Origin of the sequence: Bradyrhizobium sp. HKCCYLR20261, from assembly GCF_051168435.1 — a bacterium.
GTDB lineage: Bacteria > Pseudomonadota > Alphaproteobacteria > Rhizobiales > Xanthobacteraceae > Bradyrhizobium.
This window is the reverse complement of the sequence record NZ_JBNPUZ010000002.1, coordinates 223,386-248,404: the sequence shown is the minus strand read 5'-3', so window position 1 is coordinate 248,404 and position 25,019 is coordinate 223,386. Positions and strand designations below refer to the sequence as shown.

Genomic DNA, 25,019 nt, shown 5'->3' with positions numbered 1-25,019 from the left:
GATCAGCGACCCGACACATCAAGAACGCATCGGGAGCCCCGGCATGGCCAGCGTCCACTCAGTTCCGCAATCAAATCCAGCCGCAGCGCGGTCGATCCAGTCGTCCGACGTCTCCAGGCTGTCGGCCCGGCTCGGCGCCGAGATCCGCAATGTGAAATTGTCGGGTGATCTGCCCGATCAGCTCATCAAGGAGATCAACGATCTGCTGCTGCAGCATCGCGTCATCTTCTTTCGCGGCCAGGAGCATCTCGACGATGCCGGGCAGGAGCGCTTTGCCAAGCGGCTCGGCGACCTCGTCCCGCATCCGACCGTCGGCGCCATCAAGGGCACGGCGTCGATCCTCGAACTCGACTCCGCCCGCGGCGGCGGCCGCGCCGATTCCTGGCACACCGATGTCACCTTCGTCGACGCCTATCCCAAGGCCGCCGTGCTGCGCGGCGTCGTGATTCCCGAATTCGGCGGCGACACGATCTGGTCGAACACGGCGGCGGCCTATCAGGATCTCCCGGCGCCGCTGCAGCGGCTGGCCGACGATCTCTGGGCCGTGCACAGCAACGCCTATGATTATGCCGCGACAAGGAGCCGGGCGACCGAGGCTGACCGCAAGCATTTCGAGGAGGTGTTCACCGGCACGATCTACGAGACCGAGCATCCCGTCGTGCGCGTGCATCCGGAGACCGGCGAGCGCACGCTGCTGCTCGGCAATTTCGTCCAGCGCTTCGTCGGTATCCGCAAGGCCGATGGCCAGAAGCTGTTCGACCTGTTCCAGTCCTACATCACCGCGCCGGAGAACACCGTCCGTTGGCGCTGGAAGGCCGGCGACATCGCCATCTGGGACAACCGTGCGACCCAGCACATCGCGGTCAATGATTACGGCGACCAGCACCGCATCGTGCGACGGGCGACGATCGATGGCGACATCCCGGTCAGTGTCGACGGCCGCCAGAGCGTGACCCGAGTCAAGGCGACGAAGCCGACCAGTCGAGCTGCGTAGCGTCTGTTGTCGGTATTCGAGCGGCGGCTTGAGGAGACGCATGCCGCTGCCCGGCCGGTGGCTGCTACACTCGCACGACGGTCGGGGTTCTCTGCGCGTTTCTCTCCACGCCGTCATGGCCGGGCTTGTCCCGGCCATCCACGTCGTCCGGCATGCTGAGAACGACGTGGATGCCCGGGCCTTCGCCGCGCCGAAGCGGCTTCGGCCGCGCAGGCGGGACGAGCCCGGGCATGACGGAGTAACTGATGAGCAGATCGTTTGCTGTGACAGCTCAGCATCTCAAGATGTCATAAGCTTGCGTCATTCCGGGGCAAGGCCGCAGGCCTTGAACCCGGAATCTCGAGGTTGTCTTGCGCCAACTCATCTCCAGGTTCCGGGTTCAATCGCCAACGGTCAGCCGCTGCGCGTCTGCCCATTGACGATTGCCCCGGAACGACGACGATCGCTGATGTGGTCCTATTCAGGCTTGCGCGCGGAGGCGTAGCGGAGATAGCGGGCGAGCTTCAGGCCCTCGGGAGTCCGATGCGACTCCACCAGCTTCGCAAAGGCGGCGCGGATCTGCTTGCCTTCGGCATGGGAGAAGCCGTCCAGGAAATTGCCGAACGCGCTGCTCTCGGACCAGCCGAGCAGCTGATCGGCGCTGGCATGCGTCTCCACCAGGGTCCGCAGCTCGCTGTGATAGCCGACGAAGCCCGCTTGATCGAACAACGCGCGCAGCTCGTCGTCGGTTGCGGCATGAACGCCGTGGGCGGTGAGCCGTCCGGCATCGAGGCCGACCTCGGCGACCGCGCGCCGCAGCAGCAGGCGGGACTCGTGCGGGGCGGTGGGGTCCTGGATGGTGAGGCCGACGCGGCCGCCCGGCCGCAGCACCCGCGCGGCTTCGGCCAGCACGATCAGCTTGTCGGCGATCCAGTGCAGCACGCTGTTGAAGTAGACGACGTCGAACTCGCCGGCTGCGAAGCGGGAGAGGTCCTCGGCGCGGCCGGTGTCGAAGACGAGGTTGGTCGACTGGCGCAGGCGGGCGATGGCGATGCGGCTGTCCAGCGGATCGATGCCGACGACGTGGCCCTTGGGGCCGACGAGATGAGCCGCGAACTCGGCGAGCCGGCCGGTCCCGGTGCCGACATCGAGCACGCGCTCTCCTGACTTGAGCGAAAGCGCCTCAAGCAGCAGCTTGCCGTGGTTGAACTGGATGACGCCGAGCTGCTCATAGGCGCGGGCGAGCTCCGGCGTGTCCTGTTGGAGGCTGACGACGGCGAGGGGATCTGACATGGCGATATCCGTTCGAGTGCCGGACGCCCTTGGAAGGGAAGCGACCCGGCTGAGAAAATCGAAACTTTAGCGGTGCCGTGCCGATGCTGTCGATGAAATAGATTTGCGTAGTTGCGGGCGAAGCGAGAATGAACGCCTCGTGCACATGGTTTATTTCTCGATCATCGTCCTCATTAGTCGATCGTTGCAACAGTGCGAAAACAAAGCCTGTTCTGTTTCATTGACCGCGTTGCGATCGCTTCTAGGATCAAACGACTGCGTCGGTTCTTCGGTGATCATACGTCATGAGCGGCGATCGGCTTTTCCTCCTCACACCCGGATTTCGCGATGAGGCGCATCCCGGACGGTTCTTCGTCTGTCCGCACTGCAATGCGATCGAAGGATTGCTCGGCTCATTCCCAGGCCTTGCGACGCAGATCGAGGTTCATCGCCTGCCGTTCGAGCGGCCGCGCGAAGCGGTCGTGGCGCTGATCGGCTGGGAGCATCAGTCCTTGCCGGTCCTGATCTTCGCCGACGACAAGCCGGTGCCGGCCGACGCAGACATCGCCAATGGCCGGCGCTTCATCAACGATCCCGGCCGCATCCTCGCCTATCTCGCGGACCGCTACGGCTTTCCGCACATTCACTGATCCACAGTTCTGGAGACGACAGATGTCACAACCTCATCTCGACGCGGCCGCACGCGAGACGCTGCGGCTGATCGGACCGGATCCGCAGAATTGGGTGCCCGATCGCGACGGCGTCGACCACAACGTGGTCGTGGTCGGCGGCGGGCATTCCGGCAGCACGTTCGCGTTCGCGCTACGCCGTGCCGGAATCGGCAAGGTGACGGTGATCGATGCGGCGAAGAACGCTGCCGGCAGCGGCATCTGGCTGACCACGGCGCGCATGACCAAGCTGCGCACGCCGAAGACGCTGCCGGGGCCGGAGCTCGGCCTTCCCGGTCTGAGCTTCCAGGCCTGGTACGAGGCGCGCCACGGCGAAGCGGCCTATTCGGAGATCGACCGGATCGCCCGGGTCGACTGGGCCGCCTATCTCGATTGGTACCGCTCAGTCCTCGACATCAATGTCCAGTATGGCACGCGGCTGCTGCGGATCGAACCGGCCAGCGGTTATCTCAGGCTGCATCTGGAACGAGACGGCACGGCGCGCATCGAAACCGCGCGCAAGGTCATCCTCGCCAACGGCTTCCTCGGCGCGGGCGGACCCTACGTCCCCGAAGTGATCGCGCACAAGCTGCCGGCGTCGTTTTATGCCCATACCTCGCAGGCGATCGATTTCACGGCATTGCGCGGCAAGTCGGTCGCGGTGGTCGGCAGCGCTGCCTCGGCATTCGATGCGGCGGCGGTCGCGCTGGAGAGCGGGGCGAGCGAGGTGCATCTGTTTGCGCGTCGCCACGAGCTGGCCTCGCTGCCGGTCATCCGCATCCGCGGTTATCCCGGCGCCTACGACAATTACGGCGCGCTGCCGGATGCCATCCGCTGGCACCAGGCGATCCGCTTCCGCCAGGCCGGCTCGACGCCGCCGCCGGATGCGATCTCGCGGGCGGCTCGGCATCGCAACTTCCATCTGCATCTGTCCTCGCCGTGGACGGATGTGCGCGTCGAAGGTGCGCAGGGGATCGCGGTGACGCCACGCGGCGACTTCAAGTTCGACTTCGCCATCGTCGGCACCGGTTTCACCGTCGACGCGCACCGCAGGCCGGAGCTCGCCGACTTCGCAGACGACATCCTGCTGTGGCGCGACCGGTTCACGCCGCCGGCCGATGAGCAGGACGATGGTCTCGGCGGCTATCCCTATCTCGGGGCCGGGCATGAGTACCTGGAGAGGCAGTCGGGACGTGCGCCGTTCCTGAAGAACATCCACGTGTTCAATCCGGCCGCCTTCGTCAGCTACGGCCTGCCGGTCGGCGACGTCCCGAGCTTCAAGCGCGACATTCCGGGCGTGGTGTCGCGGATCAGCCGCGATCTGTTCCTGGACGACCTCGCGGCGCATGAGGCGCGCATCAATGGCTCGGTCGATCCCGACTTCAATGGCGAGCTCTACGCATCGGCGATCTGGCGCGGTCCGCTCAACGTTGCGGCCGAGTAGGAGTGACAGCCGGCGCGCTTCGGTGCGTCGGCGTCCCAATCGTGAGGTCGCTGACGTCGATCAGGCGGCCGTGATCATCGCGCGGCGCTGCGGCGCGTGCGCGGGAGCTGCCACCCCCGAGGGGATCGACGCGAGCAGCGCGCGCGTATACGGCTCGCGGGGCGTGTCGAAGATCTCGGCGACGGTACCGTGCTCCACGATGCGGCCGCGATGCATCACCGAGACGGTGTGGGCGAGCTGGCGAACCAGCGCCAGATCATGCGACACGAACACATAGGTCAGTCCGAGGCTCGCCTGCAGCGACAGCAGCACCTCGACGATGTCGGCCTGGACGGTGACATCGAGCGCGGAGGTCGGCTCATCCAGCACGATCACATCCGGCCGCAGCACGAGCGCGCGGGCGATCGCCACGCGCTGGCGCTGGCCGCCCGACAGCGCGCCGGGCTTGCGAGCAAGCAGATGCTCGCCGAGCCCGACATCGGCCAGCGATTGCCGGACCTGCGCGCGCCGCGACTCCGCTGTGCCGATCTTGAACCGGTCCAGCGGCTCGCGCACGAGGCGCTCGACGGTCCAGGTCGGGTCGAGCGAGGTGAACGGATTCTGGTAGATCAGCTGCAGGTGCCGCCATGCCGAACGCAACGCCGCCGGCGCGCGGCCATTGAGCGTCTCGCCGGCGACCGCGATCGTGCCGCTGTCGGGCTGCTCGAGCCCGAGCAGCAGTCGGATCGTCGTCGTCTTGCCCGACCCGGACTCGCCAACCAGCGCATGCGTGGTGCCGGCCGGCACGGTGAACGACACGTCGTCGACGGCGGTGAGCGTCCTGTCGCCGACGCTGAAGGTCTTGGTGACGGCGTGGACTGCGATCTTCGCGGCTGTGCCCTGAGCGAGGTTGCGGGCGCCGGAGGCGCGCAAGCCTGCGTAACGGTCGGGGTTGAGCGCCGGGACATCGGCGTGCAGCTTCCGCGCATAGGCCGAGGCCGGCGCGGAGAACACGGCGGCCGTGCGGCCGCTCTCCTGCACGACGCCGTCCTTCAGCACCACCAGCGCATCGGTGCGCTCGGCGGCGATCGCGAGGTCATGGGTGATCAGCAGCAGGCTGATGTCGAGCTGGGCCTGCAATCGCGACAGCAGATCGAGAATGCGCTTCTGGATGGTGACGTCGAGCGCCGAGGTCGGCTCGTCCGCGACCAGCAGCGACGGCCGTGGCAGCACCGCGAGACCGATCAGCACCCGCTGCAGCATGCCGCCGGACAACTGATGCGGATAGGACTCGATGACGCGCTGGGGATTGTCGAGCCCGACCTGCGCGAACGTCTCCAGGATACGCTGCTGCCGGACTCTGTGGTCCGGCTCGTCGAGCAGCGCGGCGGCCTCCAGCGCCTGGGCGCCGATCGTGCGCACCGGGTTCAGCGCATTGCCGGGGTCCTGCGGCACGAAGCCGATGGCGCGGCCGCGCAGCGGCCGGAACCGGCGCTCCGAAAGCGCCAGCACATCCTTGCCGTCGAAGACGACACGGCCGGTCGCCTGACCGCCGCTCGGCAGCAGCCGCAGCACCGCGCGGGCGATCGTCGACTTGCCGGAGCCGGACTCGCCGATCAGAGCAAGACTCCTGCCGCGGCCGAGCTCGAAGCTGACGCCGGACACGACCTGCTGTCGGCCGTAGGACACGGACAGGCCATCGACGCGGAGCAGGGGAACTGACGGCTGCAAGTCTGGCGCTTCGTGAGTGTCGCGGCTGAATGTGGCGCTCAGTCGGTCCGGCGAAGCCATCGGCTGATCCTGTTCAATGAGAGCACGGTCCCGATCGTGACGAATGCCGGCGCGTAGACCAGCCACGGCCATTTCAAATAGTCCTTGCCGATCGAGATCAAGAGGCCCCAGTCGGAGGCCGGCGGCGGGTCGCCATAGCCGAGGAAGGCGAGGCTCGCGATCACCAGGATCGACAGGCCGAACTGCAGCACCGCGAGCGGCAGCACCGAGCGCGACGCGTTCGGCAGCACATGCCGCAGCAGGATGTGCCAGCGCGAGCCGCCGAGCAGGAACGAGGCCTCGACGAACACGGCCTGCCGCGTCTTGATCACCTCCGAGCGCATGACGCGGGCGAACACCGCCACCGCCGAGATGCCGGTCGCGATCGCCGCGTTGGTCGTGTCGAAGCCGAGCGCGGTGACGATGATCACGGCGAGCAGGAAGTGCGGGATCGCCAGCAGCACGTCGACGAGACGGGCCAGCACGATGTCGACCCAGCCGCCGAAGAAGCCTGCGAGCAGGCCGATGAGGCCGCCGGCCAATGCGGCGATGCCGACGGCGATCAGGGCGGAGCTCACCGACGACGCCGTGCCATGCACGACACGCGCATAGAGGTCTCGGCCGAGATGGTCGGTGCCGAACCAGTGCGCGGCGCTGGGGCCGAGCAGCTTGTCGGCGGGCACGCCATTGACGGGGCTGTAGCTGCTGAACAGGCCGGGCGCGATCGACCAGACGATCACGAGCGCAATCACGGCGAAGGACAGCAGGACGGTTGGCGGCACTTTGAGAGCCGCCAGCCGGCTGGTCGCCGGCACGAATGCGGAGGAGGTGAGGAGGCTCATGGCGTCACCGCCTGCGGAGGCACGGCGGCCTCGTCCGCGGTGGTCGGGCGCCGGCTGGCGGCGCCGATCAGCTTCACCCGGGGGTCGAGCAGCGGATAGACGAGATCGGCGAGCAGGTTCACCAGCACGAACACCACGGCGGCCAGCGAGACCACCGCCTGCAGCACCGGCAGATCCTGTGTGCTCACCGAGCGCTGCACCAGGCTGCCGATGCCGGTGCGGCCGAACACCGTCTCGGTGATCAGCGAGCCGCCGAGCAGCTCACCGAGCGTCAGCGCGATGATGGTGACGACCGGCAGCGACGACGGCTTGAGCAGATGCTTGAAGAACAGACGAACTGGCCCGAGGCCGCGGCTGCGGGCCACATTGGTGTAGTCCTGCGCCCGCTCGTGGTCGAGATTGGCGATCAGGACTTCCGCGATCTGCGCCGACACGGGAATGCCGAGCGCGATCGCTGCGAACAACGTCGCCCAGAAGCTGTTCGGCGCGATCACCTTGAACAGGCCGAGCTGGAAGCCGAACAGATGGATCAGCACCAGGCCGATGACGAAATTGGGCACCGACAGGAACAGCGACGGAAAGCCGCGCAGCAGGCCCTGGCCATATCGCTTGGGCACGAACTGCGTGCCGTAAGCGATGGCGCTTGCGAGCAGCAGCGCGACCGCGAACCCTGAGGACGCGAGGATCAAGGTCGAGGGCAGAACCTCCGCAATCAGCGTCGTGACCGGCCGGCTGGAGCGCATCGACAGTCCGAAATTGCCGACGAGGAAATGCGTCAGCGACGTCCAGAGCTGCACCAGCACCGGCTTGTCGAGACCCTGGGCCGCGATGATCTGCTGGATCTCGTGCTCGGTGAAGCCGTTCTGCGGATCGCGCAGCACGTTGGTGATCGGATCGCCGGGCAGGATGCTGACGACCACGAAGGTGAAGACATAGGCCAGCAGGATGACGACGACGGCCTGGGCGAGCCGCCGCGCGGCAAAGCCGAGATAGGCATTGCTCATGCCGCCTGCCTCCTCACCTCTCCTGTCCGCAACGCGGGCTACTCACCCTTGGTCGCCGTGTAGTAGCTGGCATAGGCGATGCCGTTGTAAACCACGCCCTTGAGCCGCGGCGACTGCACGTAGATGCGTTGCACGATCTGCGTGCGGGGAATGAAGTATCCCTGCGTCAGCACGTAGCGCTGCAGCTCGTCGAGCAGGGGCGCGCGGATCTCGGTGGTGCCGGCGCTCGCAATCCTGTCGCGCAGCTCGTTGAGCTTGCCGTCGCTGTCGCCGAGCGCGAACCAGTTCTCACCATTGTTGGCGTTGGTCAGGATGCTCGCCACCGTGCCGGCATCGATGAAGCTGCGGGTCACCTCATAGGCCGGGACCGCCGGGCCGCCGAACGCGACCTTTTCGCCGAAGGTCACGACGTCATAGGCGCGGATGGCGACCTTCCAGCCGACCTTGCCGAGCTGCTGGGCGATCAGCTCGTCGACCGGCTTGGCCGTCGCGAGGTAGGGATTGGAGTAGAGCGTCAAGGTCAGCGGCTTGCCGTCCTTGCTGCGGACGCCGTTGGCGCCCTTGATCCAGCCGGCCTCGTCGAGCAGCTTGCCGGCTTTGTCGGGATCATAGGCCAACAGCGCGCTCTGGTCGGTGGCGCCGGGCACGTTGCTCTGGATGAACGAGGTCGCGAGCTTCCACTCCGGCGTATAGACGGTGTCGATGATCTCCTGACGGTTGATCGCGGCCTGCAGCGCCTGGCGCACCTTGACGTCGTTGTAGGGCTCCAGCTTGGTATTGATCGCCCAGCCGTTGACGAAGCCGAGATAGCGCGGCGTTGCGACGGTGAAGCCGGCGTCCTTGAGTGACTTCAGCTCTTGCGGGGATGCATTGTAGGCGACGTCGGCCTGGCCGGACTGGACTGCGGCGACGCGCAGCGATTGCTCCGCGACGAGCTTGTAGGTGATCGAATCGAGGAAGGCCGGTCCGGTGTGGCCGACGGCCGCAGGGCCCCAATTATAGTCCTTGCGCTTGACCAGCTTGACGAAGTCGCCTTCCTTCCAGGACTCGACCACATAGGGGCCGCTGCCCGAGGTCTTGCCGAGATCGGCCTGCTGTCCGGCGGGCTGCGCCAGCGTCTTCGGCGAGATCAGGATCGAGCCGTGATAGCCGAGCGTCGGGATGAAGCCCAAGGTTGGCGCCTTGAACGACACCTTCACCGTGGCGGCATCGACCGCCTCGGCACTCTTGTAGGTCTTCGGAAACAGGCCGATCGGGTTGATGCCTTCGTTCTTGCGGCCCGCATACCAGATGTCGAGATTGGCGACCACGGCGGCGGCGTCGAGCGGCGTGCCGTCGGAGAAGGTCACGCCCTTCTTCAGGTGCAGGATGAACGAGGTCGCGTCCTCGTTCTGCTCCCAGCTCTCGGCGATCCAGGGGCTGACCTTGCCGTCGGCATCGACATAGACGAGCTTGTCGGTGACGTGGCCCCAGATATGGCCCTGGAAGCTCGAGATCGCGCTGTTATTCGGGATCCAGGTGCTGCCCAGCGAGTCGATCAGGAAGACGATGTCGCCGCCGTTCTTCGCCGCGCCGGCGCCATGGGCCGCGGGCAGGGCCGTCATCGCGACCAGGGCCGCCGCAAGGCCGCTCATCAGCACGCGTCGTCGGGCGAGGGAGAGCGAAGGAAAGCGCGGGATCATGGTGTGAGCCGTTGGTTGGGGTGATTGTCCGAGCGTCATAGCAAAGGGAAAATCCCGGGATCTGGCCATTCCAAATTTCGGACGAGACCGGCAACAAACGTCTCTGGATCGCAGGCGCATCAGCGCTGCTATCACTCAGTTGATGACTGCGGTGGTGCATTGTGTCGCGCCGGGGGCAGGAGGGATCGCGCGCGGCAAGGATCGCTGCAGCTGCAACGCGGGAGGGCATCGCGAGAGGCTCATGCTCCAACTGACAAACAAGTCGCTATGATCATTCCGTGTTCCCGCTATTCATCAGTAAGCATTGGACATGGCCTCTGGTGTAGAGCTTGCCGTTCAGGCGACGACGTCTCGCATCAACGATTCTGTCAAAAGAGGCAGTGCCATGAGCTTTCGTGCGCTCGTTCAACATGCGCTGGGTCTTACGATGGTACTCCTGTTGGGGCTGCCTGTCGGAGCGAAGGCGGAGACGCCCCGCGGCGGGACCTTGCGCTTCCTGGTCGAACAGGAGCCGACCACGCTGGTGACGATCGCCCACACCGCCGGTCCATCGACGCGCATCTCGCCCAAGGTGACCGAAGGTCTTCTGACATACGGTTTCGGCTTCAAGCCGCAGCCGGCGCTGGCGACCGAATGGTCGGTCACCGAAGATGGCCTGCGCTACAGCTTCAAGCTCCGTCCCAATGTGAAATGGCACGACGGCAAGGACTTCACTTCGGCCGACGTCGCCTATTCGATCAAGCTCCTGAAGGAGAACCATCCGCGCGGGCGCGGTACCTTCGCCTTCGTCCAGGAGGTGCAGACGCCCGACCCGCTGACCGCGATCATCGTGCTGTCCAAGCCGGCGCCGTATCTGCTCAAGGCGCTCGATGCGTCGGAGTCGCCGATCGTGCCGAAGCATGTCTACGAGGGCACCGATCCGCTCGCCAACAAGAACGCCGGCGCTCCGATCGGCACCGGCCCGTTCGTGTTCAAGGAGTGGGTCAAGGGCAGCCACATCATCCTCGACCGCAATCCGAACTACTGGGATGCCGGCAAACCCTATCTCGATCGCATCATCGTCCGCTTCATCGCCGACCAGGCGGCCCGCTCGGTCGCCTTCGAGACCGGAGAGATCGACCTCGGCGGCGGACCGCCCGTGCCGCGCTCGGACCTCGCCCGGCTGCAGGCGCTGCCGCATCTAGGCTCTGAGACGCGCGGCTACGAATACAATGCCGGCATGACGCAGCTGTATTTCAACTACGACAATCCGATCCTGCGGGACAAGCGGGTGCGGCTCGCGATCGCGCACGCGATCGATTATGGCCGGCTGCTCGACTTCGTCTATTTCGGCTACGGCAAGGTGGCGCCGTCGGCCGTCAGCCCGGATCTGGCCGACTTCGTCGATCCTTCGATCAAGCCGTATCCGCTCGACCTGGCGAAAGCCAACAAGCTGCTCGACGAGGCCGGCTACCCGAAGAAGGCCGACGGCACCCGCTTTCCGATCCGACTCTATGCCAACCCGTTCAATCTGCAGGCGGCCGGCGATTTCGTCAAACAGGCGCTGACAAAGCTCGGCATCGCCGTCGATTTCCAGTTCTTCGACTTCTCGACCTACATCAACAAGGCCTATGCCGGCCGCGAGTTCGACATCACGCTGGAATCGCTGTCAAACACCTTCGATCCGACGCCGGGCATTCAGCGTGCGTTCTGGTCGAAGAACTTCAAGATCGGCCTGCCGTTCTCGAACGCCTCGCACTACAGCAACCCGGCCGTCGACCAGCTGCTCGAGGACGCCGCCGTCGAGCCCGATCCCGACAAGCGCCGGGCGCTATGGATCAAATTCCAGAACCTGATCTATGACGATGTCGCGGCTATCCATTTGGTTGCGCCCGATGGCGTAACGCTGTTCAACAAGAAGCTCAGGAACCACACGCTCGGCGTGACGGGAATCAATGCGAGCTTCGCCGACGTCTCCTTTGAAAAATAGCACCATGGCGCCACGACGCCATGTCTTCGATAAAAGGGCCACAAGGGGTCTGGACGCAGCGAAAAGCCGAAAGTCTTGGACTCGGGCGCGGGTCTTGCAATCTGCCGTCCTAGTACGATCCGACACACAAGGTATCACCTATGGTTCATATGCAGATCGTACCGAACGACAGAGCCTAGATCACGCCCCATACTTAATAAGGTCTGTCTCTATCACACTCATAGGGGGGCCTGTTCAAGAGCAGATGGGATATCGCTCTAACTCCCAGGCGATCGATAGAATCGACCGTGCTCCGAACGCGGAGCCCTAAGGGTCCAGTCCGACCCGGGAATGGTTACGCTTCGAAGGTCGAGTCTGGCCAGCTGAACATCTTGGAGCGTCCATCGGATCGGATCGTGCTCAGAGAGTTCGGGCGGAAGGTCGAATTCGCTAAGCTCATCGCGTGCCGGCTGTGCTTCGCAACCCGCAAGGTGGCGAATGAGGGCCGCGGTTAGCTCGCTGTAGCATAGGCGTAGCATACGCTCCGTGTTCTGACGACTATTGGGATTGTGTGGTCCGACGTGATCATACAGCAGACGGTAGCCCTCGTAAGCGACGGGATCGGACGCGATCATGCTGCGGACGCTCTCTTCGAGATGGATCGGCCGTGGCGCCGCCGGATGGACGAAGGGCGCCTGCGGGAAAGCTTCAGGTTCAAACCGGCTTCCAACAGTTGCGCTGAGATCGCCCTCAGGCGCTGGGAATTCTTCCAATTCAGGCTGGTGTCGCGAAACATGTTCGGTGTCTGCGTTTAGATCTGTCATGGTTACGCGTTGATGTGGCAGTGCCGCCGGCAGGGAGCGCTTCGCAATATCGGCCAGTTCCTCGACCGAACGAGCGAGCGCGGTATCGATGTGCAGCTGAGCGTGAGTATGCCGTCTGGCGACGAGGAGCAGAGCCGCCCAGATATGCCGACGGCCAGTAAGCTCGACAGCAAGCGGGATATTCTTGGGAAGGGCGCGGGCTTCCCTCATGGTGACCGTGGTTGCCGATCTGATTGCCGCAAACCTCTCGAGGTTGATCCGTTTGATGTCCCCTTGGTGCGCTACTTCGATCGCGCTCTTCGATGGGGCGATGGCTACAACCTGCGCAAACTGACCGACCTCGAGATGAGGGGTTTCGCAAGGCTCGGTGGTGACGATCCATTCGCCGACCGACAAAGAAAGTGTTCCGCGAAACGTCATCAGTTCTTCCGCCGGCTCGATACCGTTGGCCTGTACGCGCTGCGCTTTGATCAAGTGGGCGAGTTCGTTTACTCGAGGTCGATCCTGGCAGGCTATGACAAGCGCTGCCTCATGGGCTTTCGGACTGTGATCATGGTCGAACCGTAGGACTTTGTGATCCGCCATCGTGTCGAGTGCTAGCCGGATCAATCCAGCTCTCAACAAGCGTTCTACGTCGTCTTTTCCGTAGCTCTCGGTGTGTTCGCGTGTCCGATCTGCGGCGTACGCAGCTAGACCGCGGTCGACGATCCCGAGCTGGCTGCTTTGGTCGTGACCAAGAATGATCTCGGCTCCCTGTTTCTGTACTTCTTTTAGCAGCCGAGCCAGACGCTGATCGTCGATGCGCTCGGCATGCGGTACAATAATAGTCCGTCCGGGACGAATGACTAGGTCTCGTTCACGGCCAATCGCGCGGAGGTGGTCGGGGCCTGTCACGGCCATGTCGACCGTGCCGACAATTGGCGCGTGGGCTGCAAGTGCGGAGCCTGTCGCCTCACACTCTGCCTGCGCATGACCGAGGATCACGGGGCGATCCGATCGCCTCTCGGCATCATAGTGCCTGGCAATAAGTGGGACGAGCGAATTTTGATCGGCCGCGGTGAAGGTCGCCAGCCGCCGTTCGCTCGAACTATCGATGAATTCGGTGGCTTCCGCGATCAAGTCGATGACCCGGCGACTTGTTAGGTACCGTGGCTTGACCGAACCATCCTCAGCTAGAGCCACGATATCCCTGTTGGTCAGGATACGTTCGATGACAGAGAGTTTATCGGCAGGATGATCGACGAATTTTGCGCATAGCCGTTCGAGCTCGGAAACACGCATCGAGGAACGCCCACGCAATAGCGTTTCGACGAGCCGTACCGGCTCTCCGCAAATTACCTCGAGGTTTTCCGCGTATGCGTCCTCGCGCGAGCGGGCGACTTGCGCTCTCGTTCGCTCATTGTGGATCGCGCCGTTGGCGTAGACGACGGGTGGGAGATGCGTACCAGGGGCAGGGGCAATTGGATCCACCACGAGGTTGAGGCCGAGCTCCTCGAAAAATGCCTGCTGTGTTTCCCAGACCAGCGACGGCCAATCGACAGCCTCGACGATGCCGGTGCCAAGGATTGTGGATCGATGGCGCGCCATGAGATCCCTAATGCGAGGACCTGCATTGCCACAGGCGTCGAATGAGCGGAGGGCATAGTACGCGTGCCCGTGGCGATTGATGGCGGCCTCGTGGATCGCCCAGTGGATCGCAATCGCCTCCGAGCCCGGCGGCCGCCTCACGATTCTCCGCATCAGTTCGGCCGCCTCGTGCAGCCATAGCTCGCCATGTGGCGGGAGCGCGACGACCAGCGCCAGGCCGACTTGAGGCAAGCGCTCTCGTTCCGCCAGCGGTGTCCGGATCTTTCTGGATTCCGCGCGATCGAGGTTCACGGCAAGAGCATCGAGATCTACGAACTCGGGAGGGTGGTCCTCAGGGAGGATGATGCCGCCGCAGGCAAAGTCTGCAGCGAGAGACGTATAGTCGAACACCTTATCGATGCGTGGATCGTATATCGCCGTGCGCGCGGTGTAGGCGAGCACCCGGACCGCACCCGAGCACACCGTCAGCAGGATTGCCCTTAATCTCGCAAATGTGATCGCCATCGAACAGGGGCTTAACTTTTTGTATATTGAGCGTTCCCTGGCGCCTTGAAGTTTAGTTTCGCCACCGCCAAGAAGCTCTGTTTCCGGTTTCTGTCGTTTATGGTCTCGTCTCTCCCAGGAGGGACCAATATGGCCACTACGCACAGCACTCGCATCAAGAAGCTCGGAACTATCGACACGGAGCTAGCCGCCCTGCGTGACCAGCGAGCTTGGATCGACGCGAGGATCGCCAATCTGGAATCCACACGGAAGGAGGAACTCATTGCACTCACGACTAACATGCTTACTGGTATGAACCTCGCGCGAGTGTCCGCCTCAGCGATTTGCGCGGCGTTGCACGACGTCCTCGACCGAAGCGGCGATGGTCGTCGCGCTGAAGCCGAGGGAGGCCTTGACGGAGAGACGGTCGAGACCTTCGTTAGGATTACCCGCAACGTGGCGATCCGCAAGCGCACCGTTCTCGAGCAATGTGGATTGCACTGGCACGGTAGAGACGGCGGCTGGAGTGGAGTTGTCAGTGCCGCCAGGCTGCCGAGACTGCGCGAGGTCTTCGGAGACAGGGTAGAGAGGCCACCACTGATCGAGGAAAGGCAGCCCCACTCGTCGGTCCAGGAAAGCGCTCACGGCAGCGGTCTGCCGCGCCGCCGGGCTCAGCAACAGGCGGATGAACTGTCGTAGTCGTGATATGCGAGATCGGTCGGTGCCCGATGTCGTGCGTGAACGATCGGTCGGGCCATCACAAGATTGCGCGCATTGCCTATGCAGCACTTGGCTGCTACACACGTCTAGTGTCGACCGGATTTATCCAGTCGTTTCAGGTATGTAGCGCCTACTGCACGGGGGCAAAATCTGGCTGAGTACCCTCCCGCCCCAGCCAGCGGCTTCGCTGTCCCTGAAACTGCTGATGAATTCGGCCTGGCTGGAGCTCTGCTGCACGGCTCTGCGAAATGTCGCTATTGCACCTTGTGTTGCAGCGCGGGTCGCTGGCGCGAGCATTGGTGCGCGAGCCGGTCTCTTGCTGCTCGAATGGCGCGAGGCGGCTGCAACGGCGGAGGGCTTCGCGGAGGCCATTCTCCAACCGACAAACAAGTCGCTACGATCATTCCGCGTCCCCGGCCTTCATCAGAAAATATTCGATGGGGCTTCTGTTGTGGATCCGGCAGATCAGGTGGGGACGTCTCGCGTCTCGGTGTTCGTCAGGAGGGAGCAGTCCATGAGCTATCGTGCGTTCGGTCAACATGCGCGCGGTCTTGCGATGGCACTCCTGCTCACGCTGCCGGTTGCGGCCCAGGCGGATGTGTCGCGCGGCGGGACCTTGCGCTTCCTGGTCGAGCAGGAGCCGACCACGCTGGTGACGATCGCCCATACCGCCGGGCTCTGAAACTTGGTTACGCCAGATTGTTGTCGGTAAGAGCACGCCTGCGTTACCCGACATGAGTGCGCGGAAGAAAGGCAGTTCATTTAGATCGTGCGAGTGTGAGCCTTACGGAGCGTTCTCGTCGTACCGTTCCGGCGGTGTGGCTGTCCGCGGGCGGCTCACGGCCGGCAACCTCGAGGGCGAAATAGGCGATGGTGGATTCCAGCCCTTCTCGCAGGGCAACCCGCGGGCGCCAATCAAGGAGATGTTCCGCCGTTGAAATGACCGGCTTGCGCCGCTTGGGATCGTCGACTGGAAGAGGCTTGAATTCCAAGGTGGAGGCCGAGCGGGTGCAAGTCAGAACCTCCCGGGCGATCGCCTCGATGGTCATCTCATGCGGATTGCCGAGATTCACCGGACCCGTCACCTCCGCCGGACTTTCCATCAGCTTTTCCAGTCCGCGGACGAGATCGTCGACGAAGCAGAAGCTGCGCGTCTGGTTGCCGGATCCGTAGATCGTGATCGGCGCGCCACGCAGCGCCTGAACGATGAAGTTCGAGACCACCCGGCCATCGTTCTCGTGCATGCGCGGGCCATAGGTGTTGAAGATGCGGGCAACCTTGATCTCCAGTCCGTGCATGCGCTGCGCGTCGAACATCAAGGTTTCCGCGGCACGCTTGCCTTCATCATAGCAGGCGCGCGGTCCGATGGTGTTGACGTGGCCGACATAGCTCTCCGGCTGGGGATGTATCTCGGGGTCGCCATAGACTTCGCTGGTCGAGGCCTGCAGGATGCGCGCGGACTTTTCCCGTGCGAGCTCCAGCAGATGGAGCATCCCGAGCACGCAGGTCTTCATCGTGCCGATCGGATCCTGCTGATAGTGCGGCGGCGACGCCGGGCAGGCCAGATTGTAGATCCGGTCGAGCTCTCCCTCGATCTCCAGCGGCTCGCGCACATCATGGGCAAGGAAGCTGAAATTGGGATGATTGAGCAGGGGACGGATGTTGCGTTGCGATCCGGTGTGCAGATTGTCGACACAGATCACGGTATCGCCACGTCGCAACAACGTGTCGCAAACGTGCGAGCCGATGAAGCCAGCGCCGCCCGCGACGAGCGTTCGGTGCGACGGACGCGATGAAATCGAGGAACGAATGGTCATGACAGTCCCAGCTTGAGTTCGACGGCGTCAGAGGTCGCAGAGACGGCGGAGCGCCGCGCGATCCGTGCGCGCCGGGCAAGTGCCTCGCGGTGATAGTCTTCGACCTGCCGCGCCCGGTGATCAGGCGTGTGATCACGCAGCACGCGGCGGCGGGCGCGGTCGCCGATCGCCCGGCGGGTGTCCTCCGGCATGTCGCGCAGGATCGTGGTCACGTCCCGCGGCGAGGACACCACGAGAATTTCGCTGTTCGGCGTGAAGACCGTCTCCAGCCCGGGCCAGGCATCGGACAGCACCGGCGCGGCGCAGGCGGCGGCTTCGAACAACCGGACGCTCGGCGAATAGCCGAGATTGCGCATGTCGGCGCGGGTGACGTTCAGGGTGAAGCGCTGGGCGGCAAAAAAATCGGCATGCTGGTGCGGTGGGAGATGCGTCATCCGCTCGACATTGGCGGGCCAGACGATGTCGTCCGGATATTGCGCGCCGACGATGGCGAAGCGCGCATCGGGCATGGCGCGCGCCGGCGCGAGCAGCAGGTTCTCGAGCTGAGGCTGACGGTCAACGCTGTAGGTGCCGAGATAACCGAGCGACCAGCGATCCGGAACATCGCGCGGCCGATACAGCTCCATGTCGGCGCTGCAGTAGAGCACGCGCGCCATCGGGCTGCCGTAGAGGTCCTGGACCATCGCCAATGCAGGCCCGCCGGAGAACGACAGATAGAGATCGAAGCGCGGAATCATCGACGCCGACAGATAGGCCAGTCCATGCCCTTGCTCGAGACCGGCAAGCGTCACCGGCGTGTCGATGTCGTAGAATGCCGTGACGCCCTGGGCCTGCGAGGTGACCCAGTCGGCGATGGCGATGCCGTCCGGCACGTAGGACCCGATGATGACCAGGTCGGCATCGCGGATCAGCGCGCCGAATCTGTGCGGCAGCTCCGGAAGCTCCTTGTAGAGATGGATGCGCCAGTCGCGGGGATCGGTCAGATCGCGATGATCGCGGTACCACGGCACGTCGCGCTCCAGGAATGTCACGGTGTGGCCGCGACGCGCCAGCGCCGCGAGCAGGGCGCGGTAGGTGGTGGCGTGACCGTTGCCCCAGGACGAAGTGACCGATAATCCGATGACGACGATATTCAGGTTCATTCTGCAGCCTCGATACGGGGGCTTCTGCCTTGAAGCAGGGCGTGGAATTGCCGCGCGCGGTGACGATAGGTGTGATGCGCCATGACGCGCGCGCGGCCGCGTTCACCGATGGCGCGTGCGCGCGCGGGTGAGAGCGTGTCGAGATGCGCTGCGACGCCGGCGCCATCGGCGGCCACCAGGATCTCGCGGTCGGGTTCGAGAAAGAGTCCGATGCCGTCCCATTGGTCCGTGATGAGGCAGGCGCCCGCGCCCGCCGCCTCGAACACCCGGGTCGGTGGCGAGAAGCCGTAAGCCGCCATGCTGTCGCGGTTGACGTTCAACGTCGCGCGCGCCGAGCCGAAGAAGGCGTTGTGGTCGGCCGTGCCGACATGGCCGACGGCGCGAATATTCGCCGGCATCGGCTTGTCGTGCCAGCCGGAGCCGCCGAGCACGAAGCGCTTGCCCGGCAGCCGGCTGGCAGCGTCGATGAAAAAACGCTCGATGCGGGCCTCGCGGTCGGGCAGGCGGTTGGCGAGCAGATTGAGGTCGGAGTCGAAGTCCGCGCGGGATGCTGCCGGATGATGGGTGTCGGGATCGAGCGCATTGTAGATCGGCACGCAATCGCGCGCGCCGACGTCGCGATAGGCTGTCACGACCGGATCGCCGCCGCCATAGGTCAGGACCGCATCGTAGCGCGGGATGGCACGGCGCAGATGATGCTGGGGATCGGCCGCGATCGCATCCAGGGTGGCTGGCGCATCGACGTCCCAGTAGAACCGCAGCACGCGGCCTTCGATGGCCGATATGGCGTCCTCGAGCTCGGCATCGAACACGCCGACGCCACTGGCCTTGATCAGAAGATCCGCCGATCCGACCGCGGCATCGAGCGAGCGTTGCCAACCATCCGGCGTTGCAGGATAGACCACGACGCGGGCCCAGGGCGGATCCGCGATATCGCGATGGGCCTGCCGCTCGAAGGCGTCCGGCTCGTAGAAGGTGATGTCGTGACCGAGCCTGGCGATCTCCTTGAGCATGCCGCGGTAGTAGGTCGCTGCACCGTTCCAGTAGGAAGAGACGAGGCTGGAGCCGAAAAAGCAGATGTTCATGAGGCGGCTCCTGCGAATGCGGTCGACATCCGAGTCTCGCCGCGGCTCAACGTCCCGGCGATGTCGAGCAGTTGCTGCGCGCGATGGCGGCAGGTGTGACGAGCCAGCACCGTGCGGCGCGCCTTGTCGGCGACGGCTCCGGCCAACTCCGGATCACTCAACAGGCTCCTGAGCGCCCGACGCATGTCGTCGCCATTGGCCGCGCGCAGATAGGTGCCGTCCGGGAACAGGCTCTCGACATCGCTCCAAGGCGCCGAGACGACCGGGATGCCGCAGGCCATGGCCTCGAACATGCGAATGGTGGGAATGCCCGGCAGCGATTGCGCATAGGGCGCACGAGGGACATGAACCGTGGCGCGGGCGGCAGCAAACGCTTCTGGAACACGGTGTGCCGGTAGCCAGCCGCCGTAGCGGATGCCCGCCCGCTGCATCGCCGACAGCGCGTCGTCCGGATAACGCACGCCGTAGATCGTTGCGTCGAGCCGGAGAGCGGTGATGGGCTCGATGAGATATTCGCGCAGCTCGGCGCTGCGCTCGTTGTCGCCCCAATTGCCGACCCAGACGAGGTCGTGTTGCGGAGCGGCGTCAGGCAATGGACGGTACAGGGCGGTGTCCGCAGCCTCGTGCCACGTGAACGCGTGTCGGGTCCAGCCGAGCTTCAGATAGATCTGGCGCAGCACCTCGCCAAAGGCGAGCACGCCGTCATAACCGGCGAGATCGAAACGCGCGAGCTCCTGCGGCGCCGTGACGGCGCGATGATGCGTATCGTGGAACAACAGGGCGTAGCGGCCGCCGGCGATACGGTGACGGCCGATCGCCTTGACCAGATCGGGCGTGTTCCACTCGTGCACGACGACCAGATCGGCGCCGTCGAGCGCACGGGACAGGTCGAGCGTACCATCGTAAGGCCTGACATCGACGCCACGAAACAGCTCGGGCACCTCGCGCAGGCTTGCCTCGCCACCGTCCTTGACCGCGTTGAGACGGCTCCAGCCATCGGCGGGCTCATGGACGATGACCTCATGTCCGAGGGCATGAAGCTCGCGCGCGACACCGCGCAGGAAATGCGCATTGCCATTGTTCCAGCACGACGAGAACGCATGGTAGAAGAGCACGCACTTCATGCAAACGCCTCGGCGGGGATGTTGGAGTGGTGAGGCGGCGACGCCGCGGCCAGCAGCTCGCCGTAGAGATCGGCATAGGCTTTCGCCGTTCGGCAGAGCGCATAGCGGCGAGCCCTCTGGCGTGCGGCGTCCTGCAGCACGATCCGCGCGGCCTGATCGGCGACAAGCCAGTTCAGCGTGCTCCGCAGCGCGCTGATGTCGCCGGGGGGCACGAAGACGGCGGCATCCTGCCAGAGCTCTCGAAACGTCGGAATGTCCGAGAGCACCAGCGCGCAGCCGGCGGTGGCGGCCTCCAGCACCGACAAGCCGAACGGCTCGTACAGCGCCGGGCTCACGAAGATCGCGGCGCGGCTCATCCACTGCTGCAGCTCGGCATGGGCGAGCTCGCCCAGCGGATGCAGATCTCGCGGCAGGCCGTCCTGGTCGGCGCCGGATCCCGCAACATGGATCGGGCAGGGACATCCGGCCGCGATCTCGGCGAGCGCGCGCATGTTCTTGGCCCTGTCCCACATGCGTCCGGCCGCGAGCACGACCATCTGTTTGTTCGCTGGGATGTCGAAGCGTGAGGCGATGCCGTTCCAGATCGGCCGTCCGGGGCGTGGCGGATCATAGAGCCGGCCCACAGTCTCGCCGAAGGAACGGCTTGGCGCGACCCATGCGGCGGCGCTGCGCAATCCCTCGGCCACACGCGCGCTGTAGCACTGCCACCGCGGTTCCTGCAGGAAGCGCGTCTCGTCGCAGGCCAGTCCCCACGATCGAACGCAGGAGTGGGCGACGACGAGAACCGGCGCTTGCCAGGCGAACGTCGCCTCGCGGAAGCTGTTGAGATGGACGAGATCGGGCTGAACGTCGCACGCGATGGCATGCAGCACGCGCCTCGCGTGATCGATGTCGCGCCCTTCCGGATCCTGCCACTCCAGGGCCAGATCAGTTTCGAACAGTCGAATTCCGGCGCCCGCGATGTCGGCGCGCTGATCGGAGTTCATCCGGCGCCCCAGCGTGACGAGGTGAACCTCCACGCCAAGGTCGCCCAGCGCGATCGCGAGAGTGGTCGCGTATCTCCACACGCCGCCCACGGTGTCGGTGGTCATCATGACGCGCTGGCGGCGGACCGTGCTCATCGCGCGACCTGCATCTCGAGCGCCGCCAGCGGCACAGGCCGCGCGTTCTGAACGTCGCTGAACTGGTTGAAGAGCGTCAGGTAGTGCGCATGAGCCCGCTCCCACGCCTGGTCGTCGGGCGTGCCCCACAGCTTCTGATAGTCCGGCGAGCCCGGGTACGGGTACAGCGGCACGGGATCGTTGGCCCAGACGCCGGCATCCTGCATGCGCTGGCGCCAGCGCTGCACGACGGGGTCGTCGTCCTGCGGCATTTCGATCAGATTGGCCTGTACGAACGGAACGTGCCGCCGCGCCTCGACCAGGCGCTCAGCGAGCTGCTCGGTGGTCATGCGGCAGTTCTTGGCCAGCGCGGCGCGGCCTTCAGGCGACAGGCTCTCGATGCCAGCCTCGATCGACACGCAGCCGGCACGCCCGAGCAGAGCCAGCATCTCGGGCTTCCACAGGTCGATCCGGGTCTGCACACCGAATTTGAGCCCCCGGCCCACGAGACCCTGCAGCAGCTCGGGATTGGGCAGGAAGATCTCGTCGACGAAATAGACATACTCGACCCCCTGCGTCAGCAGGTCATCGATCTCGTGGAGGATCACGGCAGCGGGGCGCTTGCGGTAGGCGTTGCGGAAATTGTCCTTTGCGCAGAACGTGCAGTGATACGGACAGCCGCGCGATGCCTCGACCTCCGCACCGGGCCCGGCGGGGCTGGCCTCGAAGCGATGATGGTGGTGCTCATGCCGGCGGATCATCTCGGCCGGCCATTGCAGCGCCGGCTGGTCGATGAAGCTGGCGGCCAGCGGTCCGCCATGGATGCGGATCGCGCCGTCGGCATCCGCAAAGCAGAGACCGCTGAAGCCGCGCTCGCCAGCGGCCAGCCGTCTCACGGCCTGTTCGCATTCGCCCATGACGACGATGTCGACCCCGAGCTTTCGCAAGGTGGCCCGCGGCGTGGTCGAGCCGTGCGGGCCGACCGCGATGAGGGTCGCTCCGCTCTCGCGCAAGGTCGACACCAGCTCCTGCGGCACCCGCAACTCGGGCGGTGCACAGCGCCAGAACAGATAGGTGGGAGCTGTCGTCAGCACGATCATGTCAGGGCGGAACGTCACGAGCTCGGCCAGGATGTCGGACGGCGTCAGGTCGAACATGTGGGCGTCGAGCAGCAGCGTCGCGTGGCCGGCCTCGCGCAGCAGGTGTTCGGAAATGCCGAGCTCGAGCGGCAGATGCGGGCTGCGGCAGCCGAAATAGATGCTGCCGTCGAACGTCCAGTTCGGATTGATCAGGGCGACTCGGGTCATGCCAGCGCCTCCCGGCCGGAGGCTTGCGCAAACCGCTCTGCGAGCCAGCCGTGCAGGCTGCGCAGGCCGTCCGCAAATGTCGTTCTTGGCTGCCAGCCGGTGGCGCGGTTCAGCGCCGTGATGTCCGAGACGTACCAAGGCTGATCGCCCGGACGCCAATCCGCGAAGCCGAAGGAGACAGGGCCGGCCAGCGGCGTGATCAGATCGATCAGCTCCAGCAGGCTGATCGCATTCGACGGGCCGCCGCCGAGGTTGAAGACGCGGCCTCGCGCCGCGTCGATCCCGTCGAGCACTGCGAGCCACGCATCGACCGCATCGGCCACGTAGAGCGCGTCGCGGACCTGGCAGCCGTCGCCATAGATCGTCAACGGCGTGCCGCGCAAGGCCGAGAGCACGAAATGCGCGATCCAACCCTGATCCTCGGTGCCGAACTGGCGCGGGCCGTAGATGCAGCTCATCCGCAGCACGGCGGTCTTCAGCCCATAAACCCGCGCGTAGTCGTGGACATATTGATCGGCGGCGCCCTTCGAGCAGCCATACGGACTATAGAGATCGAGCGGCGCGGCCTCGGAGACGCCCGGCCTCATGGCAGGATCGATCGGCTGATAGCGCTGGCCGTTGCGCGCGATCTGGTCATTGCCGATCAGGCGGCCGTACACCTTGTTCGTCGACGCGAACAGCATGGCCGCAGAGGGGTTGTGCAGCCGGACGGCCTCGAGCACGTTCAGCGTGCCGCGGGCGTTGATCTCGAAATCGTCCATCGGGCTGTCGATGCTCGACGTCACCGCGACCTGCGCGGCGAGGTGCAGCACGGCCTTTGCCGGCTTGATGCTGTCGATGACGGTGATGGGATCTCGGATGTCACCGACCGCGATCGTGATCCGGTCGCCGTGCCTGGACTTCAGCCATTGCGCATTTTCGCGCACGCCGGCGCGGATCAGGCTGTCCAGGATCAGAACGTTGTCGCCGCGTGTCGCGAGCCGATCGGCGAGATTGCAGCCGATGAAGCCGCAGCCGCCGGTGATCACGATCGGGGCGGAGGAGGAGGCCAAATTCGTCATGCCACAAGCCCACGCCGCAACAACTCATCGTTGGCCTTTTCAGCCCGGTCCTCGGCGATCTGGCCGGCGAGATAGCCCGCCAGATCGGCAAGCCCATCCTCGAAGCGGACCTGCGGTCTGAAGCCGAGCAGGCGCTCGCTCTTGGTGATGTCGGCGAAGCAGTGCCGGATGTCTCCGGCGCGGTACTTGCCGGTGATCGACGGCGTCATCTGCGACCGGCCCATGACGCGGGCGAGATCTTCCGCGACAGAGACGATCGTGCGGCTCTGGCCGGAGCCGACGTTGAGGACGTCATCGGCCTGATCGCCGTCGAGCGCGAGCACGCAGGCGCGTGCGACGTCATGAACGTGGACGAAGTCGCGGCGCTGCAGGCCGTCCTCGAAGACGAGCGGCGGACGCTCGTTCAGGAGGCGGGCTGCGAAGATCGCGAGCACGCCGGTGTACGGATTGGAGAGCGCCTGGCGCGGCCCGAACACGTTGAAGAACCGCAGCGCCAGGGTCGGGATGCCATACGCCTTGCCGGTGATCAGGCACATCCGCTCCTGGGCATATTTGTTCAGCGCGTAGATCGAGCTCAGCGTGGGCTGCTTGGTTTCCGGCGTTGGGATGGGCTCGAGCGGGCGATCCTCCGAATCCGCCAGCTCCCAGTCGCCGCGCCGGAGCTGCGCGAGCGAACGCTCCTCCGGTGCGACCGCTGCGCCGTCCGCGGTCCGGCAGGCGCCCTCGCCATAGACGCTCATCGATGACGCGACCACCAGCCGCGTCACCGGGCGATTGGCCAAAGCCTGCAGCAGCACAGCGGTCCCGAGCTCATTGGTGCGGACATAGGGCTCGATGTCGTACATGCTCTGGCCGACGCCGACGCTGGAGGCCAGATGCAGCACCTTGTCGACGCCGCGCAGCGCGCGCTCGACCATAACGGCGTCGGTGATGTCGCCGACCATCAGTTCGGCATCCGCGTTCAAGTAGGAAGGGCGTTGACGGTGCGGGCCGTGCACCTGGGGAGAGAGCGAATCGAGCAGCCGGACCTCGTGGCCTGCGGAGATCAGTGCGTCGGCCGTGTGCGAGCCGATGAAGCCTGCGCCTCCAGTGATAAGGACACGTGTCATGCCAGGCTACTCCATCGCAGCGTCGTGAGTGAACTTCTGGAGGTGAGAAGCAGCGCAACGAATGTTCGTTCCTCCGCG

20 protein-coding genes are annotated in these 25,019 nt (G+C 65.0%); 6 read left to right on the top strand and 14 right to left on the bottom strand.

All coding sequences use genetic code 11. The annotated features are described in order from the left end of the window. Positions 1-43 precede the first annotated feature (43 nt). Positions 44-994, top strand: a complete 951-nt coding sequence (locus tag ACQR1L_RS04790) for a TauD/TfdA dioxygenase family protein (protein ID WP_434856783.1) — start codon at positions 44-46, stop codon at positions 992-994. Positions 995-1,450: 456 nt separating this feature from the next. Here the strand turns inward: ACQR1L_RS04790 and ACQR1L_RS04785 are convergent, their stop codons facing one another. Further along, positions 1,451-2,266, bottom strand: a complete 816-nt coding sequence (locus ACQR1L_RS04785; protein ID WP_434856782.1) for a class I SAM-dependent methyltransferase — start codon at positions 2,264-2,266, stop codon at positions 1,451-1,453. Positions 2,267-2,550: 284 nt separating this feature from the next. On the opposite strand from ACQR1L_RS04785, the gene ACQR1L_RS04780 reads away from it, so the two are divergent. Together ACQR1L_RS04780 and ACQR1L_RS04775 are read left to right on the top strand one after the other, a co-directional pair. Further along, the gene (locus ACQR1L_RS04780; protein WP_434856781.1) at positions 2,551-2,895 is read left to right on the top strand and encodes a DUF3088 domain-containing protein; all 345 of its coding nucleotides are present in this window, start codon (positions 2,551-2,553) and stop codon (positions 2,893-2,895) included. A gap of 22 nt (positions 2,896-2,917) precedes the next feature. Further along, positions 2,918-4,357, top strand: coding sequence for an FAD-dependent oxidoreductase (locus tag ACQR1L_RS04775; RefSeq protein WP_434856780.1), 1,440 nt, complete (start codon positions 2,918-2,920; stop codon positions 4,355-4,357). A gap of 60 nt (positions 4,358-4,417) precedes the next feature. Here the strand turns inward: ACQR1L_RS04775 and ACQR1L_RS04770 are convergent, their stop codons facing one another. The 4 genes from ACQR1L_RS04770 to ACQR1L_RS04755 are packed head-to-tail and all read right to left on the bottom strand — an operon-like array spanning position 4,418 to position 9,634. Beyond that, on the bottom strand, positions 4,418-6,127 hold the full coding sequence (locus ACQR1L_RS04770) for a dipeptide ABC transporter ATP-binding protein (protein WP_434856779.1): 1,710 nt from the start codon (positions 6,125-6,127) through the stop codon (positions 4,418-4,420). Continuing rightward, positions 6,106-6,948 (bottom strand): ABC transporter permease, encoded by an 843-nt coding sequence (locus tag ACQR1L_RS04765; protein ID WP_434856778.1) that lies wholly within the window; start codon positions 6,946-6,948, stop codon positions 6,106-6,108. The genes ACQR1L_RS04770 and ACQR1L_RS04765 overlap by 22 nt, the downstream gene beginning before the upstream one ends. After that, entirely contained in the window at positions 6,945-7,952 is a 1,008-nt protein-coding gene (locus ACQR1L_RS04760; RefSeq protein WP_434856777.1) for an ABC transporter permease, read from the bottom strand. The genes ACQR1L_RS04765 and ACQR1L_RS04760 overlap by 4 nt, the downstream gene beginning before the upstream one ends. Before the next feature lie 38 nt (positions 7,953-7,990). Then, entirely contained in the window at positions 7,991-9,634 is a 1,644-nt protein-coding gene (locus ACQR1L_RS04755) for an ABC transporter substrate-binding protein (RefSeq protein WP_434856776.1), read from the bottom strand. A gap of 385 nt (positions 9,635-10,019) precedes the next feature. On the opposite strand from ACQR1L_RS04755, the gene ACQR1L_RS04750 reads away from it, so the two are divergent. Continuing rightward, complete coding sequence (locus ACQR1L_RS04750; RefSeq protein WP_434856775.1) at positions 10,020-11,603, top strand: ABC transporter substrate-binding protein; 1,584 nt, start codon at positions 10,020-10,022, stop codon at positions 11,601-11,603. 257 nt (positions 11,604-11,860) lie between these two features. On the opposite strand, the gene ACQR1L_RS04745 is transcribed toward ACQR1L_RS04750, so the two are convergent. Next, positions 11,861-14,497, bottom strand: coding sequence for a MobA/MobL family protein (locus ACQR1L_RS04745; protein WP_434856774.1), 2,637 nt, complete (start codon positions 14,495-14,497; stop codon positions 11,861-11,863). A gap of 129 nt (positions 14,498-14,626) precedes the next feature. Here ACQR1L_RS04745 and ACQR1L_RS04740 point away from each other — a divergent pair, with 129 nt between their 5' ends. Then, positions 14,627-15,175 carry a hypothetical protein gene (locus tag ACQR1L_RS04740; RefSeq protein ID WP_434856773.1) on the top strand — a complete coding sequence of 183 codons (549 nt, stop codon included), beginning with the start codon at positions 14,627-14,629 and terminating at the stop codon, positions 15,173-15,175. A gap of 535 nt (positions 15,176-15,710) precedes the next feature. Beyond that, the gene (locus tag ACQR1L_RS04735; RefSeq protein ID WP_434856772.1) at positions 15,711-15,878 is read left to right on the top strand and encodes a hypothetical protein; all 168 of its coding nucleotides are present in this window, start codon (positions 15,711-15,713) and stop codon (positions 15,876-15,878) included. A 76-nt stretch (positions 15,879-15,954) separates the two neighbouring features. Here the strand turns inward: ACQR1L_RS04735 and ACQR1L_RS04730 are convergent, their stop codons facing one another. The 8 genes from ACQR1L_RS04730 to ACQR1L_RS04695 are packed head-to-tail and all read right to left on the bottom strand — an operon-like array spanning position 15,955 to position 24,941. Continuing rightward, positions 15,955-17,013: a UDP-glucuronic acid decarboxylase family protein gene (locus ACQR1L_RS04730; RefSeq protein WP_434856771.1), complete on the bottom strand. Its 1,059-nt coding sequence runs from the start codon at positions 17,011-17,013 to the stop codon at positions 15,955-15,957. Beyond that, positions 17,010-18,155, bottom strand: a complete 1,146-nt coding sequence (locus ACQR1L_RS04725) for a CgeB family protein (RefSeq protein ID WP_434856770.1) — start codon at positions 18,153-18,155, stop codon at positions 17,010-17,012. Before ACQR1L_RS04725 ends, ACQR1L_RS04730 begins: the two co-directional genes overlap by 4 nt. After that, positions 18,152-19,240: a CgeB family protein gene (locus tag ACQR1L_RS04720; RefSeq protein WP_434856769.1), complete on the bottom strand. Its 1,089-nt coding sequence runs from the start codon at positions 19,238-19,240 to the stop codon at positions 18,152-18,154. Before ACQR1L_RS04720 ends, ACQR1L_RS04725 begins: the two co-directional genes overlap by 4 nt. Next, a complete protein-coding gene (locus ACQR1L_RS04715) occupies positions 19,237-20,364 on the bottom strand; it encodes a CgeB family protein (protein WP_434856768.1) in 1,128 nt (375 codons plus the stop codon). The genes ACQR1L_RS04720 and ACQR1L_RS04715 overlap by 4 nt, the downstream gene beginning before the upstream one ends. Continuing rightward, positions 20,361-21,485: a glycosyltransferase family 4 protein gene (locus ACQR1L_RS04710; RefSeq protein WP_434856767.1), complete on the bottom strand. Its 1,125-nt coding sequence runs from the start codon at positions 21,483-21,485 to the stop codon at positions 20,361-20,363. Before ACQR1L_RS04710 ends, ACQR1L_RS04715 begins: the two co-directional genes overlap by 4 nt. Next, complete coding sequence (locus tag ACQR1L_RS04705) at positions 21,482-22,771, bottom strand: TIGR04295 family B12-binding domain-containing radical SAM protein (protein WP_434856766.1); 1,290 nt, start codon at positions 22,769-22,771, stop codon at positions 21,482-21,484. The genes ACQR1L_RS04710 and ACQR1L_RS04705 overlap by 4 nt, the downstream gene beginning before the upstream one ends. Then, positions 22,768-23,832 (bottom strand): NAD-dependent epimerase/dehydratase family protein, encoded by a 1,065-nt coding sequence (locus tag ACQR1L_RS04700; RefSeq protein WP_434856765.1) that lies wholly within the window; start codon positions 23,830-23,832, stop codon positions 22,768-22,770. Before ACQR1L_RS04700 ends, ACQR1L_RS04705 begins: the two co-directional genes overlap by 4 nt. Then, on the bottom strand, positions 23,829-24,941 hold the full coding sequence (locus tag ACQR1L_RS04695) for an NAD-dependent epimerase/dehydratase family protein (RefSeq protein WP_434856764.1): 1,113 nt from the start codon (positions 24,939-24,941) through the stop codon (positions 23,829-23,831). Before ACQR1L_RS04695 ends, ACQR1L_RS04700 begins: the two co-directional genes overlap by 4 nt. Positions 24,942-25,019: the final 78 nt, after the last annotated feature.